Origin of the sequence: Thermus sediminis, assembly GCF_003426945.1 — a bacterium.
GTDB classification, from domain to species: Bacteria; Deinococcota; Deinococci; order Deinococcales; family Thermaceae; genus Thermus; species Thermus sediminis.
Window position 1 is genome coordinate 1,087,354 of the sequence record NZ_QURO01000004.1, and the last position, 13,084, is coordinate 1,100,437.

Annotated in this window: 14 protein-coding genes; 12 read left to right on the forward strand and 2 right to left on the reverse strand. The window is 68.1% G+C overall.

Translation table 11 applies throughout. From position 1 onward, the window contains the following. Window positions 1-21 precede the first annotated feature (21 nt). Window positions 22-645 carry a hypothetical protein gene (locus ATI37_RS06440; RefSeq protein ID WP_117237636.1) on the forward strand — a complete coding sequence of 208 codons (624 nt, stop codon included), beginning with the start codon at window positions 22-24 and terminating at the stop codon, window positions 643-645. Between the two features lie 11 nt (window positions 646-656). Then, entirely contained in the window at window positions 657-866 is a 210-nt protein-coding gene (locus tag ATI37_RS06445; protein WP_117237637.1) for a hypothetical protein, read from the forward strand. A gap of 454 nt (window positions 867-1,320) precedes the next feature. Here ATI37_RS06445 and ATI37_RS06455 read toward each other — a convergent pair whose 3' ends face one another. Further along, on the reverse strand, window positions 1,321-2,289 hold the full coding sequence (locus tag ATI37_RS06455) for a tetratricopeptide repeat protein (protein WP_117238546.1): 969 nt from the start codon (window positions 2,287-2,289) through the stop codon (window positions 1,321-1,323). On the opposite strand from ATI37_RS06455, the gene ATI37_RS06460 reads away from it, so the two are divergent. Further along, entirely contained in the window at window positions 2,246-3,469 is a 1,224-nt protein-coding gene (locus tag ATI37_RS06460; protein ID WP_117237638.1) for an MFS transporter, read from the forward strand. The two genes, ATI37_RS06455 and ATI37_RS06460, sit on opposite strands and share 44 nt — an antisense overlap. 1 nt (window position 3,470) lies before the next feature. Here ATI37_RS06460 and ATI37_RS06465 read toward each other — a convergent pair whose 3' ends face one another. Further along, entirely contained in the window at window positions 3,471-3,656 is a 186-nt protein-coding gene (locus ATI37_RS06465) for a PIN domain-containing protein (RefSeq protein WP_117237639.1), read from the reverse strand. A gap of 175 nt (window positions 3,657-3,831) precedes the next feature. Between ATI37_RS06465 and thrS the strand changes: the two genes are divergently transcribed. From thrS to ATI37_RS06510, 9 genes are all read left to right on the forward strand, one after another. Continuing rightward, window positions 3,832-5,808, forward strand: coding sequence for a threonine--tRNA ligase (gene thrS / locus ATI37_RS06470; RefSeq protein WP_117237640.1), 1,977 nt, complete (start codon window positions 3,832-3,834; stop codon window positions 5,806-5,808). After that, window positions 5,805-6,584: a PaaX family transcriptional regulator gene (locus ATI37_RS06475; protein ID WP_117237641.1), complete on the forward strand. Its 780-nt coding sequence runs from the start codon at window positions 5,805-5,807 to the stop codon at window positions 6,582-6,584. Before thrS ends, ATI37_RS06475 begins: the two co-directional genes overlap by 4 nt. A 10-nt stretch (window positions 6,585-6,594) precedes the next feature. Beyond that, window positions 6,595-7,782, forward strand: a complete 1,188-nt coding sequence (locus ATI37_RS06480) for an ABC transporter substrate-binding protein (RefSeq protein ID WP_117237642.1) — start codon at window positions 6,595-6,597, stop codon at window positions 7,780-7,782. A gap of 41 nt (window positions 7,783-7,823) precedes the next feature. After that, complete coding sequence (locus ATI37_RS06485) at window positions 7,824-9,020, forward strand: ABC transporter substrate-binding protein (RefSeq protein WP_117237643.1); 1,197 nt, start codon at window positions 7,824-7,826, stop codon at window positions 9,018-9,020. A gap of 9 nt (window positions 9,021-9,029) precedes the next feature. Further along, a complete protein-coding gene (locus ATI37_RS06490) occupies window positions 9,030-9,791 on the forward strand; it encodes a sugar phosphate isomerase/epimerase family protein (RefSeq protein ID WP_117237644.1) in 762 nt (253 codons plus the stop codon). Between the two features lie 82 nt (window positions 9,792-9,873). Beyond that, window positions 9,874-10,599 (forward strand): c-type cytochrome, encoded by a 726-nt coding sequence (locus ATI37_RS06495; RefSeq protein WP_117237645.1) that lies wholly within the window; start codon window positions 9,874-9,876, stop codon window positions 10,597-10,599. 10 nt (window positions 10,600-10,609) lie between these two features. Next, a complete protein-coding gene (locus tag ATI37_RS06500) occupies window positions 10,610-11,092 on the forward strand; it encodes a cytochrome C (protein WP_117237646.1) in 483 nt (160 codons plus the stop codon). A gap of 9 nt (window positions 11,093-11,101) precedes the next feature. Beyond that, complete coding sequence (locus ATI37_RS06505; protein WP_117237647.1) at window positions 11,102-11,731, forward strand: QcrA and Rieske domain-containing protein; 630 nt, start codon at window positions 11,102-11,104, stop codon at window positions 11,729-11,731. 9 nt (window positions 11,732-11,740) lie between these two features. After that, a complete protein-coding gene (locus ATI37_RS06510) occupies window positions 11,741-13,006 on the forward strand; it encodes a cytochrome b (protein ID WP_117237648.1) in 1,266 nt (421 codons plus the stop codon). Window positions 13,007-13,084: the final 78 nt, after the last annotated feature.

The following is a 13,084-nucleotide window of genomic DNA, read 5'->3' on the forward strand; positions in this document are numbered from 1 at the left end:
GGTTTAGGATAGCATGAGCCCATGGCTTCCGAGCTTCTGGAACGCCTCTCCCAGGACCTGGAGGTCCTCTCCGGACACCTCCGGGCCGCCCTGGACGAGTTCGGCACCCTCCTTTGCTACCTGGAAGGGGGGAGGGGCGGGGGAACCACGCTTCTCCATGCCCCCTACACCGAGGCCATCCCCGTGCTCCAAGCCCTAAACGGCCTCGCCTTCCGGGGGCGGGTCCTCCTAGCCCTGGATCCCTCCCCCCTTTCTCCCACCCTGGAGGGAAAGCCCCTGGGCGGCCCTGCCCGTCCACCCCTGGAGCACCTCCTCAAGACCCACCGGCCAAGCCGCCTCCTCCTGGCCTTCCCTGGGGAGGGGCTGGGGATCCGGTTCCCGGGAGGCAAGGAGAGCCCGGAGGGCTGGAAACCCCTGGAGGCAGAGGGGGCGCCCCTGGTCCTCTGGGTACAGGCTCCCACGGGCCTCACCTACAAGGAGGTGCGGGCCTACGAGGCCTGGGAAAGCCCTTCCCTTCCCCTGCGCCTGCCCCAGGGCGAAGGCCCCTACCTGGGAGGGGTGGGCTGGGCCTTGGGGATTCCCACCTACGGGGTGGGGCTGGTAAACTTGAGGCCGGGCCTAGAGGCGGTGCTGGGCCTCTGGTAGGGGAGGAAACCATGTTCTACGCTGGGCTGATCGCGCTGTTTGCCGTACTGGCCGCCGTGGTGACCCTAATTTTCTATCTGATCCTTAACCCCCGCGTCCTCACCACGGAAGGGGAGACCTTTGACCTGCGCTTCGTCCTCCTGATGCTGATCCTGATCATCCTCTCCGCGGCCACCGTGGCCTACATGCTCTACCTGGGCAAGCAGCACGACCTGCTCTAGGACTTCCTCCGGAGCCATCTCCCCCCGGAGGTAGCGGAGGTCCCTCTCCAGGAAGGCCTGGGTGGCCTCGAGGACCGGCAGGAACCCCGGGGGAAACTCCCCCTTGAGGTGGGCTATGCACTGGAGAAGCCCTTGTACCACCTCCCTCTCCTGCTCCCGCCTCCTCTGGCCGCCCCGCAAGGCGCTTCGGGCCAAATGCTCCAGCCGCCACACCAGGCAGACGCGGGGTTCCCCTCCCACGCCTTGGCAGGGGAGGCCCGGGGCCCCAGAGCAGGAGGCGTAAGCCTTCTCATAAAGGGGAGCCAGCTCGGTGCGGCCCAGAAGGGCGGGGCCCAGGGGCCCGGCGTGGGCCGCGGCCAGGCGCAGGTACTGGGCGCGCCGGGCGCGGCGGACCTCAACCTCCATGCCCTGAGGATAGGCCTCCCGGGGCAGGACAAATGACCCGAGAAAACCCCTAACCCAAGCGGAAGGGGGTCCTTAGACCGGCCTGGGCGATGGTCCGGGCCTCCTCCGGGGCCCAGGAGAGGGCCAAGACCCCCCGGTAGGCCCTGAGGGCCCTTTCCCTTTCCCCGGCCAGGTCCAGAAGCTGCCCGAAGCGGGCGAGGACGTAGCCCGGGAGGTACTCGGGGTGCTGGAAGTCCATGCGGAAGACCTCCTCCATGAGACCCAAGGCCTCCCGCCACTCCCCCGCCGCCAGGTAGATCTGGGCCGCCAGGTAGAGGGCCTCTGGACTCCCTATGGCGAAAAGCCCCTCCACCAGGCCCACCCAGTCGTCCTCCTCCCGAAGCTGCCAGGCCCGGTCCATGAGGGCCCTCTGCCTTTCGGCCTCCGTGGGCTCCTGGGGCCCGGGCAGGGCTCCGGGAAAGGCCTCGGCCAGAAAGGGGAAGTCCAGGACCTCGGCGATGACCGCCCCCTCCTTCCCCTTCAGGGCCTCGGCCACCCGGGCCATGCGCCCCTGGCGGAAGCCCGTGGCCGGGCCCTCGCCGAAGGCCTGGGCGAAGCCCTCGTAGATCCCCCTGAGCCTCGCCAAAAACTCCCCAGAGGCCAGGCCCTCGAGGGTCAAGGGGGTCCTAAGGAGGGCCAAGAGGGCCTGGTCAAAGGCAGCCATGCGCTCCAGGTAGGGCTTCCCGCCTGGGTGCTGGGCCAGGGCCTCGCGGAAGACCTCCGCCTCCTTCTTGAGGTGGGCCTCCTCGTCCAGGGCCACCACGGGAAGGCCCCGGCCCTCCGCCCAGGGCAGGAGGTGGAAGAGGAGGGGATCCTCCTCCCGCCACCACCCCTCGCTCAGGGCCTCCTGCGAGAGGGAGGCCAGGTAGAGGACCGGGGGGCGGGCCCTCTCCAGGATGGCCAGGACCGTGGCCGCGTTGTAGCGTGGGTGGAGGATGTGGAAGGGCCCGAGGGAGGGTAAAAGCAGCATCCTCACCATCTTAGACCTGCGGGATCGGAACTACCGCCTGGCGGTGGTGAACGGCTGGCTGGTCTGGCTGGGGGACACCTTCTTGAACCCCAACATCGTCCTCTCCGGCTTCGCCGCCAAGCTAGGGGCCCCGGGGGCCCTGATCGGCCTCCTCCCCGCTCTCCTCCAGGCGGGGGGCATGATCCCCCAGGCCTTCCTGGCCCCCTGGGTGGCCCGCCTGCCCCAAAAGATCGTCCTCTACCGGCGGGTGGCTACCCTGAGGCTTTTGGGGGTGGTCCTCATGGCCCTCTCCGCTCTCCTCTTCGGGGGAAGCCCTTCCCTCCTCCTTCTGGGCTTCCTCCTGGGCCTCCTCCTGAACGCCCTCTTCACCGGGGTCTCCAGCCTCCCCTTTTGGGAGGTGGTGGCCAAGACCACACCCCCCGAGCGGCGAGCCGCCCTCTTCAGCGCCCGCAACCTGGTGGGGGGGCTTCTCGCCTTCTTGGCCGGGTTTTTGGTGCGGGAGGTCCTGGCCCTTCCCCTCCCCTTTCCCCTCCCCTACGCCCTCCTCTTCGCCCTGGGGGCCCTGGCCTTCGGCCTGGGCTGGTACCTCTTCGGCCTCACCGCGGAACCCGAGGAACCCCCCAAGGAGGCCCGGTTGGATCTAAAGGCCCCCCTCAAGCGCCCGGAGTTCCGCCGCTACCTGAGGGTCCGGCTCCTCCTGGGCCTCGCGGGCATGACCGAGCCCTTTTACGCCGCCTATGCGGTGCGGGCCCTGGGGAAGGAGGAGGAGCTGGGCCTCTACCTGGCCCTCTACGCCCTGGCCTTCACCCTCTCCAACCTCCTCTGGGCCCGGATGGCGGAAAGAGGCTCCAAGGGCGTGCTCCAGGCGGGGGCCCTCCTGGGCCTCCTGGCCCCCCTCCTCGCCCTCGTCCTCCCGGAGACCGCCTTCGGTCTGGTCTTCCTCCTCCAGGGGGCCTACCTGGCCGCCCTTGGCCTCGCCACCACCACCTACCTCCTCAACCTGGCCCCACCCGAGGAGAGGAGCGCCTCCATCGGCCTCGCCAACACCCTTTCCGGCCTCTTCGCCTTCTCTACGGTCCTAGGAGGGTACCTGGCCGACCGGTTGGGCTTTTCCGCCCTCTTCCTCTTGGCCGCCTCCTTTTACGCCCTGGCCCTCTACGCGGGCAGGAAGCTTCCTGAGGAGGGGTAGGCTACCGGACCCTCCGGACCCCGTACGCACCCAGGAGCCCGTCCTGGCTCACCAGGGCAAGCGCCTCCCCAAGGGCCTGGGCCACCAGGAGGCGGTCAAAGGGGTCCTCGTGGGGCCAGGGGAGCCCGCGAACCATGGCCGCATGGGCCAGGGTCACGGGGAGGGGCGGGAAGGCCTCGGCCTCCATGGCCGTGGAAGAAAGCCCTCTGGGTCTTGGGGCCACTCCAGGCGGCCCAAGCCGGCCTCGAGGGCCACCTCCCCGAGGAGCGCGGTGGACGGCGACCTGCCTGACCCCAATTGGTCCAAACCGAGGGGTTAGCCAAGCCAAACCAGGGGACGGGGAAGGGCGTATAGTGGAACCCATGACGGTTTACCTGCCGGATGGGAAGGCCCTCGAGGTCCCCGAGGGGGCCACCGCCAAGGACATAGCCGAAGGGATCGGCCCAGGCCTGGCGAAGGCAGCGGTGGGGGCCCTGGTGAACGGGGAGGTCTACGACCTCATGAAACCCCTCCCCCCAGGGGCCACGCTCCGCATCCTCACGGAAAAGGACCCGGAGTACCAGCTCCTCTTCCGCCACACCCTGGCCCACGTCCTGGCCCAAGCGGTGAAGGAGTTCTTCGGGGAGAAGGGCTACGACCCCGAGAGCGTGAGGCTCGGGGTAGGCCCGGTGATAGAGAAGGGCTTCTACTACGATATAGACGCCCCCGAGCCCCTCTCCGACGAGGACCTGCCCCAGATTGAGGAGAGGATGCGGGAGATCCTCAGGCGGGACCTCCCCTTGCGGCGCTACGTCCTCCCAAGGGAGGCGGCCCTCGCCCGCTACCAGGGCAAGGACCCCTACAAGACGGAGCTCATCCTAGACCTCCCCGAGACCGAGGAGATCAGCTTCTACCAGCAAGGGGACGACACGTACGGTTTCACCGACCTCTGCCGGGGCCCCCACGTGCCCTCCACGGGAAGGATCCCCCCCCACTTCAAGCTCACCCATGTGGCCGGGGCCTACTGGCGGGGGGACGAGAGGAGGCCCATGCTCCAGCGGGTCTACGGGGTGGCCTTCCGCACCGCCGAGGAGCTAAGGGAGTACCTCTGGCAGCTGGAGGAGGCCAAAAGGCGGGACCACCGCCGATTGGGTCGGGAGCTGGAACTCTTTCTCATTGACCCCGTGGTGGGCAAGGGCCTGGTCCTCTGGCTTCCCAAGGGGAACGTGATCCGGGAGGAGCTCATCGCTTTCATGCGGGAGGAGCAGGTGAGGCGGGGCTACCAGCTGGTCACCACCCCCCACATCGGGGGCCTGGAGCTCTACGAGACCTCGGGCCACTATCCCTACTACGCGGAAAGCCAGTTCCCCCCGATCCGCTTCACGGAGGGGGAGGAGGCCTACCTCCTAAAGCCCATGAACTGCCCCCACCACATCCGGATCTACGCCTATAAGAAGCGATCCTACCGGGAGCTTCCCCTGCGCCTGGCGGAGTTCGGCACCGTCTACCGCTACGAGAAGGCGGGGGAGCTTCTGGGCCTCACCCGGGTGCGGGGCTTCACCCAGGACGATGCCCACATCTTCTGCACCCCCGAGGAGGTGAAGGGGGAGTTCCTGGGGGTCTTGGACCTGGTTCTCAAGGTCTTCGCCACCTTGGGCCTTAAGGACTTCCGGGCCCGGATCGGGACCCGGGACCCGGGGAGCCAAAAGTACGTGGGGGACGAGGCCAAGTGGGCCTTGGCCGAAAGGCAAATAGAGGAGGCGGCCCTCGAGGCCGGCCTCCACTACACCCTAGAGGAGGGGGATGCTGCCTTCTACGGCCCCAAGCTGGACTTCGTGGTGAAGGACGCCCTAGGGAGGGAGTGGCAGCTTGGCACCATCCAGGTGGACTACAACCTCCCGGAGCGCTTCGGCCTCACCTACGTGGGGAAGGACGGGGAGGAGCACCGCCCGGTCATGCTCCACCGGGCCCCCTTCGGCTCCCTGGAGCGCTTCATCGGCATCCTCATCGAGCACTTCGCCGGGGACTTTCCCCTCTGGCTTTCCCCGGTGCAGGCGGTGGTGGTGCCGGTCTCTGAGAAGCAGGAGGACTACGCCCTCGAGGTGGCAGGGAAGCTCAAAGAGGCGGGCCTCCGGGCCGAGGCGGACACCCGCCCCGAGAGGATGCAGGCCCGCATCCGGGACGCCGAACTCCAGAAGGTCCCCTACGTGCTGGTGGTGGGGGAGAAGGAGAAGGCGGAGGGCACGGTGAGCGTCCGCCGGCGGCATAAGGGAAACCTGGGTGCCATGCCCCTGGCCACCTTTCTGGAAGGGGCCCTGAAGGAGTACCGCGAAAGGCGGCTGGAACCGGTTTTCGGATGAGGGCCCGGTCCACCATCTTCACCCTTTTCGTGGAGTATGTCTACCCGGAAAGGCGGGCGCCCCTCAAGGCCCTCATCGCCATGATGGCCGCCTTGGGCTTCTCGGAGGCGGCGGTGCGGGCCGCCCTCTCCCGGAGCGCCAAGCGGGGCTGGGTGGTGCCGGAAAGGCGGGGCCGGGTGGCCCACTACGCCCTCTCCGACCGGGTCTACTGGCAGGTGCGCCAGGTGCGCCGCCGCCTCTACGAGCCCCTTCCCCCTTGGGACGGCACCTTCCTCTTGGTCCTGCCGGAAGGCCCTAGGGAACGGGGGAAAAGGGAGCGCTTCCGCCGCGAGATGGCCCTGCTAGGCTACGGGAGCCTGCAAAGCGGGGTCTACCTGGGCCTAAGCGCCGATCCCAAGGCCACCCGGGAGCTCCTTGGCTTCTACGGCCTCCCCGCCACCCTCTTCCGGGGGGAGCACCTGGGCCCCAAAGGGGAGGTGCTCCAAGCCTTCCCCCTAGAGGAGGCCAGGGCCCTTTACCGCGTCCTCCCTCTGGAGTTCCCTGAGCCCCAGGACCCCCTCGAGGCCTTCCGGGCCCTCACCCGCCTGGCCCACGAGATGCGCAAGGCCCTCTTCCTAGACCCCCTCCTGCCCGAGGAGCTCCTGCCGGAGGGCTTCCCTGGCCCCTCGGCCAGGAGGCGGTTTCTGGAGATGCGGGAAGCCTTGAGGGGAAAAGCCCTGCCCTTTCTAAAGGACCTGGGCCTCCTTCTTGCCACCCTCTCATCCAGCCCCCGGTAAGCTGGAGAGGATGAGGTGGTTTCCCTTCCTCCTGGCCCTAACCCCGGCTGCCCTGGCCCAGGTGGCCCTCCCCTTCTGGCACACCGCCGGCCCCCCCGGGAACAGGGTGCTGGAAGAGACCATCCGGAGCTTCAACGAGGGCCAGAGGGCGTACCGCATAGAGGCCCGCTACGTGGGGGACTACCGGGAGGCGGGGGTGAGGCTCCTGGCTGCCCTGCGCGCCGGAGGGGCTCCCGCCCTCTTCCACGGGGAGCTCTCCTTCCTGCCCCGCCTGGCCCAGGAGGGGGTGGCCCTGCCCCTGGACCCCTACCTGCAAAACCTCCCCAGGGACCTCTACCCGGAGATGCTCCGGGCGGGCCAGGTGCAGGGGAGGAGCTACGGCCTCCCCCTGGGGCTTTCCGTGCCCGCCCTTTACTACAACAAGGACGCCTTCCGGGCCCGGGGCCTGGCCCCGCCGAGGAGCTGGGCCGAGGTGGAGGAGGCGGCCGCCCGCCTCACAAGCCGCACCGCTAGGGGCCTGGTGGTCTCCACGGATATCTGGAGCTTCAACGCCCTCGTCATGAGCCTGGGAGGAAGCCTGGTGAGGGAGGGCCTTCCCGCCTTCACCTCCAAGGAGGTGGTGGCGGCCCTGGAGATGCTCCACCGCATGGTGCAAAGGGGCCACGCCCAGGCCAGGAACCCGGCGGAGGCCCAGTTCGCCGTGGCCGACTTCCTCCGCACCAAGGCCTTCATGGGCATAGGCCCCACCACCGCCCTTCCCGTGGTCCAGGCCCAGACCTCCCTCCCCTTCGCCGTGGGGGTGGCCCCCCTACCCCGGCAGGCGGAGGGGGCCGTGCCCCTATCCGGGGCGGTGCTGGTGGTCCTGAAGGGAGCAAGCCCCGAGCAGGCCCAAGGGGCAGTGGCCTTCTGGCGTCACTTCCTGGAGCCCAAAAGGCAGGCGGAGTGGGTGCGCACCACCTGGTACCTCCCCCTGCGCAGGGAGGCGGAACGGGAGCTGGCCGATTTCCTGAGGGACCCCGAAAGGGCCCGGGTCTTCGCCCAGGCGGAGGTGGCCCGCCCCTGGAGCCAGGACCCGGAGCTGGTGGTCTGGTACGGCTTTCTAGAGGAGGCCCTGGAGCGAAGCCTAAAGCAGGGGGTTAGGCCCCAGGTGGCCCTGGAGGAGGCCCAACGCAAGGCCCTGGCCGTGGAAAGGCGCTAGCCCTGACCCCGTTCTGACGGATTGGGTGTAAGATCTCTCGTGTGAAAAGGCTAAGCGCCCTCCTCCTCTTCCTGGCCTCGGCCCTGGCCCAGACGGAGGTGACCTTCTGGCACGCCATGGACGGCCCCGCAGGCCGCCTTCTCGCCACCTTCGCCCAGGAGTTCAACGCCAGGCAGGGCCTCTACCGGGTGGTGCCCCTGTACGTGGGGCAGTACCGGGAGGCCGAGACCCGGCTGGTGGCTGCCCTGCGCGCTGGGGCAGCCCCAGTCCTCTTCCAGGCGGAGATCTCCTTCTTCCCCCGGCTGGTGGGGGAAGGGCAGGCCCTGGCTCTAGATCCCTACCTGAACCTGGACAGGGCCTTCCTAGAGGACCTCTTTGAGCCCGCCTGGAACTACGGGGTGGTGGAAGGGAGGCGCTTTGGCCTCCCCCTGAACACCTCCACGCCCGTCCTCTTTTACAACCTGGACGCCCTTCGGGCCCGGGGCCTGCAGGCCCCCAGGGATTGGAGGGAGTTTGAGGAGGCCGCCAAGGCCCTGGCCTCGCGCCAGGCCAGAGGGTTCATCTTCGTCACCGACCCCCAGGCCTGGCTCTTTGAGGCCATGGTGACGAGCCGCGGGGGGAGCCTGGTGAGGGACGGCAGGCCCAACTTCCTCTCCCGGGAGGCCCTCGAGGCCCTGGAGATGCTCCACCGCCTAAACCGGGCGGGAGCCCTCTCGGCCCGGAGCATGGCCGAGTCCACCTTCGCCCAGTTGGACTTCGTGCGCACCAGAGGGATGATGGTCATGGCCTCCATCGCCAACTGGCCCGCCGCGGAGAACTTCTCCTTCGCCTTCAACCTGGGGGTGGCCCCCGTGCCCCGGGAACCAGGGGGGAAGGTGCCCCTAGGGGGGGCGCAGCTGGTGGTCCTGAGGGGGGCCAGCGAGGCCCAGGTGCGGGGGGCCATAGAGTTCTGGAGGTACCTCATGGAGCCCGGAAACGTGGCCCGCTGGGTGGAGGCCAGCTACTACGTGCCGGTGCGCAAGTCTGCCACCCCCCTGCTGGAGGGCTTCTACCGGGAAAATCCCTTTCGCAGGGTGGCCTTTGAGCAGATCGCCCACGCCCAGGAAAGGCCCCGCCTGCCCCAGTTCTCCGCCTGGGCGGGCCTCCTGGCCGAAGCCTTGGAGAGGAGCCTCAAGGGAGGCCTACCGCCCCAGAGGGCCTTGGAGGAGGCCCAGAGGAGGGCGGAGGCCATCCGGTAGGATGGCCCCATGCGTCTGGGCTTTAGCCCCTTCAGTGCGGAACTGGGATATGAGGAGGCCTTCCCCTTGGCGGCCGAGCTGGGGGTGGACCTGGAGGTGAACTACGACCTCCACGAGGTCCTGCCCCTTCCGGAGCCCAAAAGCCTAAAGGCCACCGGAGAGGCCCTGGGGGTGGGCTTCACCCTCCACCTCCCCTTCGTGGAGCTCAACCCGGCGAGCCTCATCCCCAGCGTGCGAAGCCTCTCCCGAGAGCGCCTCCTCAGGGCCCTGGAGTTCGGGGAGGCCCTGGGGGCCAAGGTGGGGGTGTTGCACACGGGCCGGGTGCCCCTCTGCCACCCCTTGGCCCTGGCCCTGGCCCAGGAGGCCCTGGAGGAGACCCTCTCCGCCCTGCTGCCCCTCCCCTTCCCCGTGGCCTTGGAGAACCTGGCCCTCTCGGAAGAGGACCTCCTGAAGGGACCAGAGGCCCTAAAGGATCTCCTCTTGCGCTTTCCCCAGTACGGCTTCTGCCTGGACGTGGGCCACGCCCTCGTGGAGCTCGGCCCCCGGGGGCCTCTCCTCTACCTCGAGGCCCTGGGGGACCGCCTCCTCCACCTCCACCTGCACGACAACCACGGAAGGCGGGACGACCACCTGCCCGTGGGCGCAGGCAGCGTCCCCTGGGCCAGGCTCGCCCCCTTCCTCCGGGGCTTCGGGGGAACGGGGGCTCTGGAGGTGGGGGGCGGAGCCCCTGGGGTGCGGCAGAGCGTATCCCGCCTATACGGCCTACTATAAGGGCAGGACATATGTCCTTGCCCCTGGGGTCTTATAGTGGTGGGGTGGGGCTTTGCACCCCTATTCACAAAAGGGAGGTGGCATGGTCGTAGACCGGATCGAAGTCTACCTGGACGGGGCAGGGGAGCCCCTGGCGGTCCTCAAGGAACCCCCCTACCGCCTCAAGTTGGACACCCGGAAGGTCCCCGATGGGGAGCACATCCTGAGGGTGGTAACCCACTTCCGAGGGGGAGGCCAGGAGGTGCGGGAAATCCCCTTCACCGTGAACAACTACCCCGAAGTCCTGGTCGTGGGCCTGGATGAAGGGGGGGAGGTGGCGGGGGAGGTGGAGCTTCGCCTTGCGGTGGGCGAGCCCGAGCTTCCCGTGGAGCCGGTGCGCTTCAACCCCATCTGGTATGCGGTGGCCTCGGTGGTGGTCCTGGGAAGCATCTGGGCCTACTTCGCCCTATCCCCCACCGCGGAGAGGATCATAGCCGAGGTGGCCCCCCCGGCCCAGGAGGCCCCCCAGGAGAAAGCCAGCGTCCAACTCGCCGCCGAGGTGGACCCGGCCCTCATGGAAAAGGGCCAGAACCTCTACAACGCCCAATGCGCCGCCTGTCACGGGGTAAACGGCCAGGGGATACCTCCTGTCATGCCGGCCCTGGCGGGGAACGCCAACCTCCGGGACGCGCAAATGATCATCAACGTCACCAGGAACGGGCGCGGGGCCATGCCTCCTGTGGGCGCTGGCTTCACAGAGGAGGAGCTGAGGGCGGTGGCCACCTACATCCGCAACGCCTGGGGCAACGCCTTCGGGCCCGTGGACTGAGGGGGGCAGCGTGTACCGCAACGATTTCGTCCTACCCACCTTCAGCCTGATCCTGGCCCTGGGCCTGTTCTATGCGGCCTACCTGAATGGCCTTCACATCGCCCGCCTCCAGGGCCACACCCCCGAGGAGCTTTCCGTGGGCCAGATCGGCCTCATGGCTTTTGGGGCCCTTTTCCTCCTGTACGGCCTCATGGGCCTGATCTCCTACTGGCTAGAGGGCCTCGAGCTCCGCCCAGGCCGCCACTTTCCCACCCCGTCCACCGCCCCGGTGGCCGCGGGGGTGATCCTGGTCCTCCTCCTCACCGCCCTCTCCGGCTTCTTCGTTCGCCTCATCGTGTACTCCGCCCAGACGGGGTACAACCCCACCTGGCTCCAGGGCCTCATCTTCGGCGGGATAAGCCTGGTGGTAGCCGCCCTCTTCGGCCTCTACCGGCGGTTCTTCGTACGGGAGGAAGTGGTCACCGAAGGGGAGAAGGGCGAGTTCCCCTGGTAAAGGAGCGGCATGGACGAGCGCGAGGTTCGCTTGAAGAAATCGCAGAGGCGGCTATTCATCAAGACCGCCATCGGTACCGGCATCGGCCTCTCCTTGGTCTCGGCCTTCTACGTGGGGGCGAGTCTGAGGCCCAGGAGGGAGGTGACCCCAGAGAGGGAACCCCTGAGGGCTGGGGACATCCTGGTCTATGCCCAAGGAGCTAGGGAACCCAAGGCCATCCGCCTGGAGGAGCTGAAGCCGGGCGACCCCTTCGTCCTGGCCTACCCCATGGACCCCAAGACCAAGGTGGTCAAGAGCGGGGAAGCCCGAAACACGGTTCTGGTGGTCCGTTACGCCCCCGAGGAGCTCTCCCCCGAGGTGGCCGAGCACGGGGTGGAGGGGGTGGTGGCCTACTCTGCCGTCTGCACCCACCTGGGCTGCATCGTGAGCCAGTGGGTAGCGGACAGGAGGGCCGCCCTCTGCCCCTGCCACGCCGGCGTCTTTGACCTGGCCCAAGGGGCTAGGATCATCTCCGGCCCCCCGCCCAGGCCCGTGCCCCAGCTTCCCCTCAGGGTAGAGGACGGGGTCCTGGTGGCCGCCGGCGAGTTTTTGGGCGAAGTAGGGGTCAGGGCCCAGGCCTCTTCCCGGTGCCATGTCTAGGAGGTGAGCATGTACAAGTGGCTCGACGAGCGCTTAGACCTCTCGGGGTTCTACCAGAAGGTCCTGCGCAAGGCCTTCCCCGTGCACCACTCCTTCTTCCTGGGAGAGATCACCCTCTTCGCCTTCATCGTCTTGGTGCTCACGGGGATCTTCCTCACCCTGAACTACGAGCCCTCCATCCGCGAGGTACGCCTCCCCGACGGGCGCGTGGTGCCCGCCGCCTACGCCAGCGTCCTCTACATCGACAGCCTCCCCTTCGGGGCGGTGATCCGGAGCCTCCACCACTGGTCGGCCCACGTGATGATCGCCGCCGCCTTCTTGCACATGCTGAGGATCCTCCTCACGGGGGCCTACAAGAAGCCCCGGGAGCTCAACTACCTGGTGGGCCTGGCCCTCTTGGGCGTGACCGTGGTCACCGCCTTCACCGGCTACGCCCTCCCCTACGACAACTACGCCGTGACCGCCACCCGGATCGGCTACGGGATCGCTGCGTCCATCCCCTGGGTGGGGGGAGGCCTAGCCGACATCTTTTTTGGCGGGGAGTTCCCCGGCTCCGAAAGGGCCATCCCCCGCCTCTACAGCCTCCACGTCCTCTGGCTTCCCCTCCTCCTCATGGCCCTAATCGGGCTCCACCTGGCGATCATGATCAAGCAAAAGCACACCCAACCCCCCTACGCGGAGAGGGTGGCCCCGGGGAAGATCCTGGGCGTGCCCATGTACCCCCAGCAGATGGTCATGATGGTCATCCTCTTCGCCCTCTACGTGGGCATCATGACCCTGATCGCGGGGGCCTTCCTGGCCCATCCCATCGAGGCCTTCGGGCCCCCCACCCCCGAAACCCCGGCGGTGAAGCCGGACTGGTACTTCCTCTGGCTCTTCGGCCTCCTGCAGATCATCCCCTCTAGCTGGCAGTTCCAACTCTTCGGGGCCACCATCGGCCCTGAGTTCATCGGCGGGGTGCTGATCCCGGGGATCCTGGGGATCATCGCCCTCCTCCTCCCCTTCGTGGACGTGCGCAAGGACAAGATGCGCTACATGGAGCTCCCCTCGGAGCACCCGGTGCGCACCAGCGCCATCCTGGCCCTCCTGGTCTTCTTCCTCATGAGCACGCTGGCGGGCTACAAGATCGACTTCCAGCTGCAGGGCTCCATCCTGGGGAACAACGCCGTCCTGTGGACCCTGGTCCTGGGCGGGCCCCTCCTCACCTTCACCCTCACCTACATCCTGATGCGCATCTTCTACGGCAAAAAGGAGAGGGGCCAGGAAGCCCTTTGACGCCGCCCCATCCTGGCTTGCGCCAGAATGGGGCCCCAGTAGTCTCCTAGAATGGCCTTTCGTGCTAGGTTAGGGTGA

Bases quoted from the DNA above. Each gene is read 5' to 3' on its own strand.
- ATI37_RS06495 (WP_117237645.1), top strand. From the start codon at position 9,874: ATGGTCGTAGACCGGATCGAAGTCTACCTGGACGGGGCAGGGGAGCCC.
- ATI37_RS06510 (WP_117237648.1), top strand. From the start codon at position 11,741: ATGTACAAGTGGCTCGACGAGCGCTTAGACCTCTCGGGGTTCTACCAG.
- ATI37_RS06445 (WP_117237637.1), top strand. From the start codon at position 657: ATGTTCTACGCTGGGCTGATCGCGCTGTTTGCCGTACTGGCCGCCGTG.
- ATI37_RS06475 (WP_117237641.1), top strand. From the start codon at position 5,805: ATGAGGGCCCGGTCCACCATCTTCACCCTTTTCGTGGAGTATGTCTAC.
- ATI37_RS06505 (WP_117237647.1), top strand. From the start codon at position 11,102: ATGGACGAGCGCGAGGTTCGCTTGAAGAAATCGCAGAGGCGGCTATTC.
- ATI37_RS06465 (WP_117237639.1), bottom strand. From the start codon at position 3,656: ATGGAGGCCGAGGCCTTCCCGCCCCTCCCCGTGACCCTGGCCCATGCG.
- ATI37_RS06455 (WP_117238546.1), bottom strand. From the start codon at position 2,289: ATGGTGAGGATGCTGCTTTTACCCTCCCTCGGGCCCTTCCACATCCTC.
- thrS (WP_117237640.1), top strand. From the start codon at position 3,832: ATGACGGTTTACCTGCCGGATGGGAAGGCCCTCGAGGTCCCCGAGGGG.
- ATI37_RS06490 (WP_117237644.1), top strand. From the start codon at position 9,030: ATGCGTCTGGGCTTTAGCCCCTTCAGTGCGGAACTGGGATATGAGGAG.
- ATI37_RS06440 (WP_117237636.1), top strand. From the start codon at position 22: ATGGCTTCCGAGCTTCTGGAACGCCTCTCCCAGGACCTGGAGGTCCTC.
- ATI37_RS06480 (WP_117237642.1), top strand. From the start codon at position 6,595: ATGAGGTGGTTTCCCTTCCTCCTGGCCCTAACCCCGGCTGCCCTGGCC.
- ATI37_RS06460 (WP_117237638.1), top strand. From the start codon at position 2,246: ATGTGGAAGGGCCCGAGGGAGGGTAAAAGCAGCATCCTCACCATCTTA.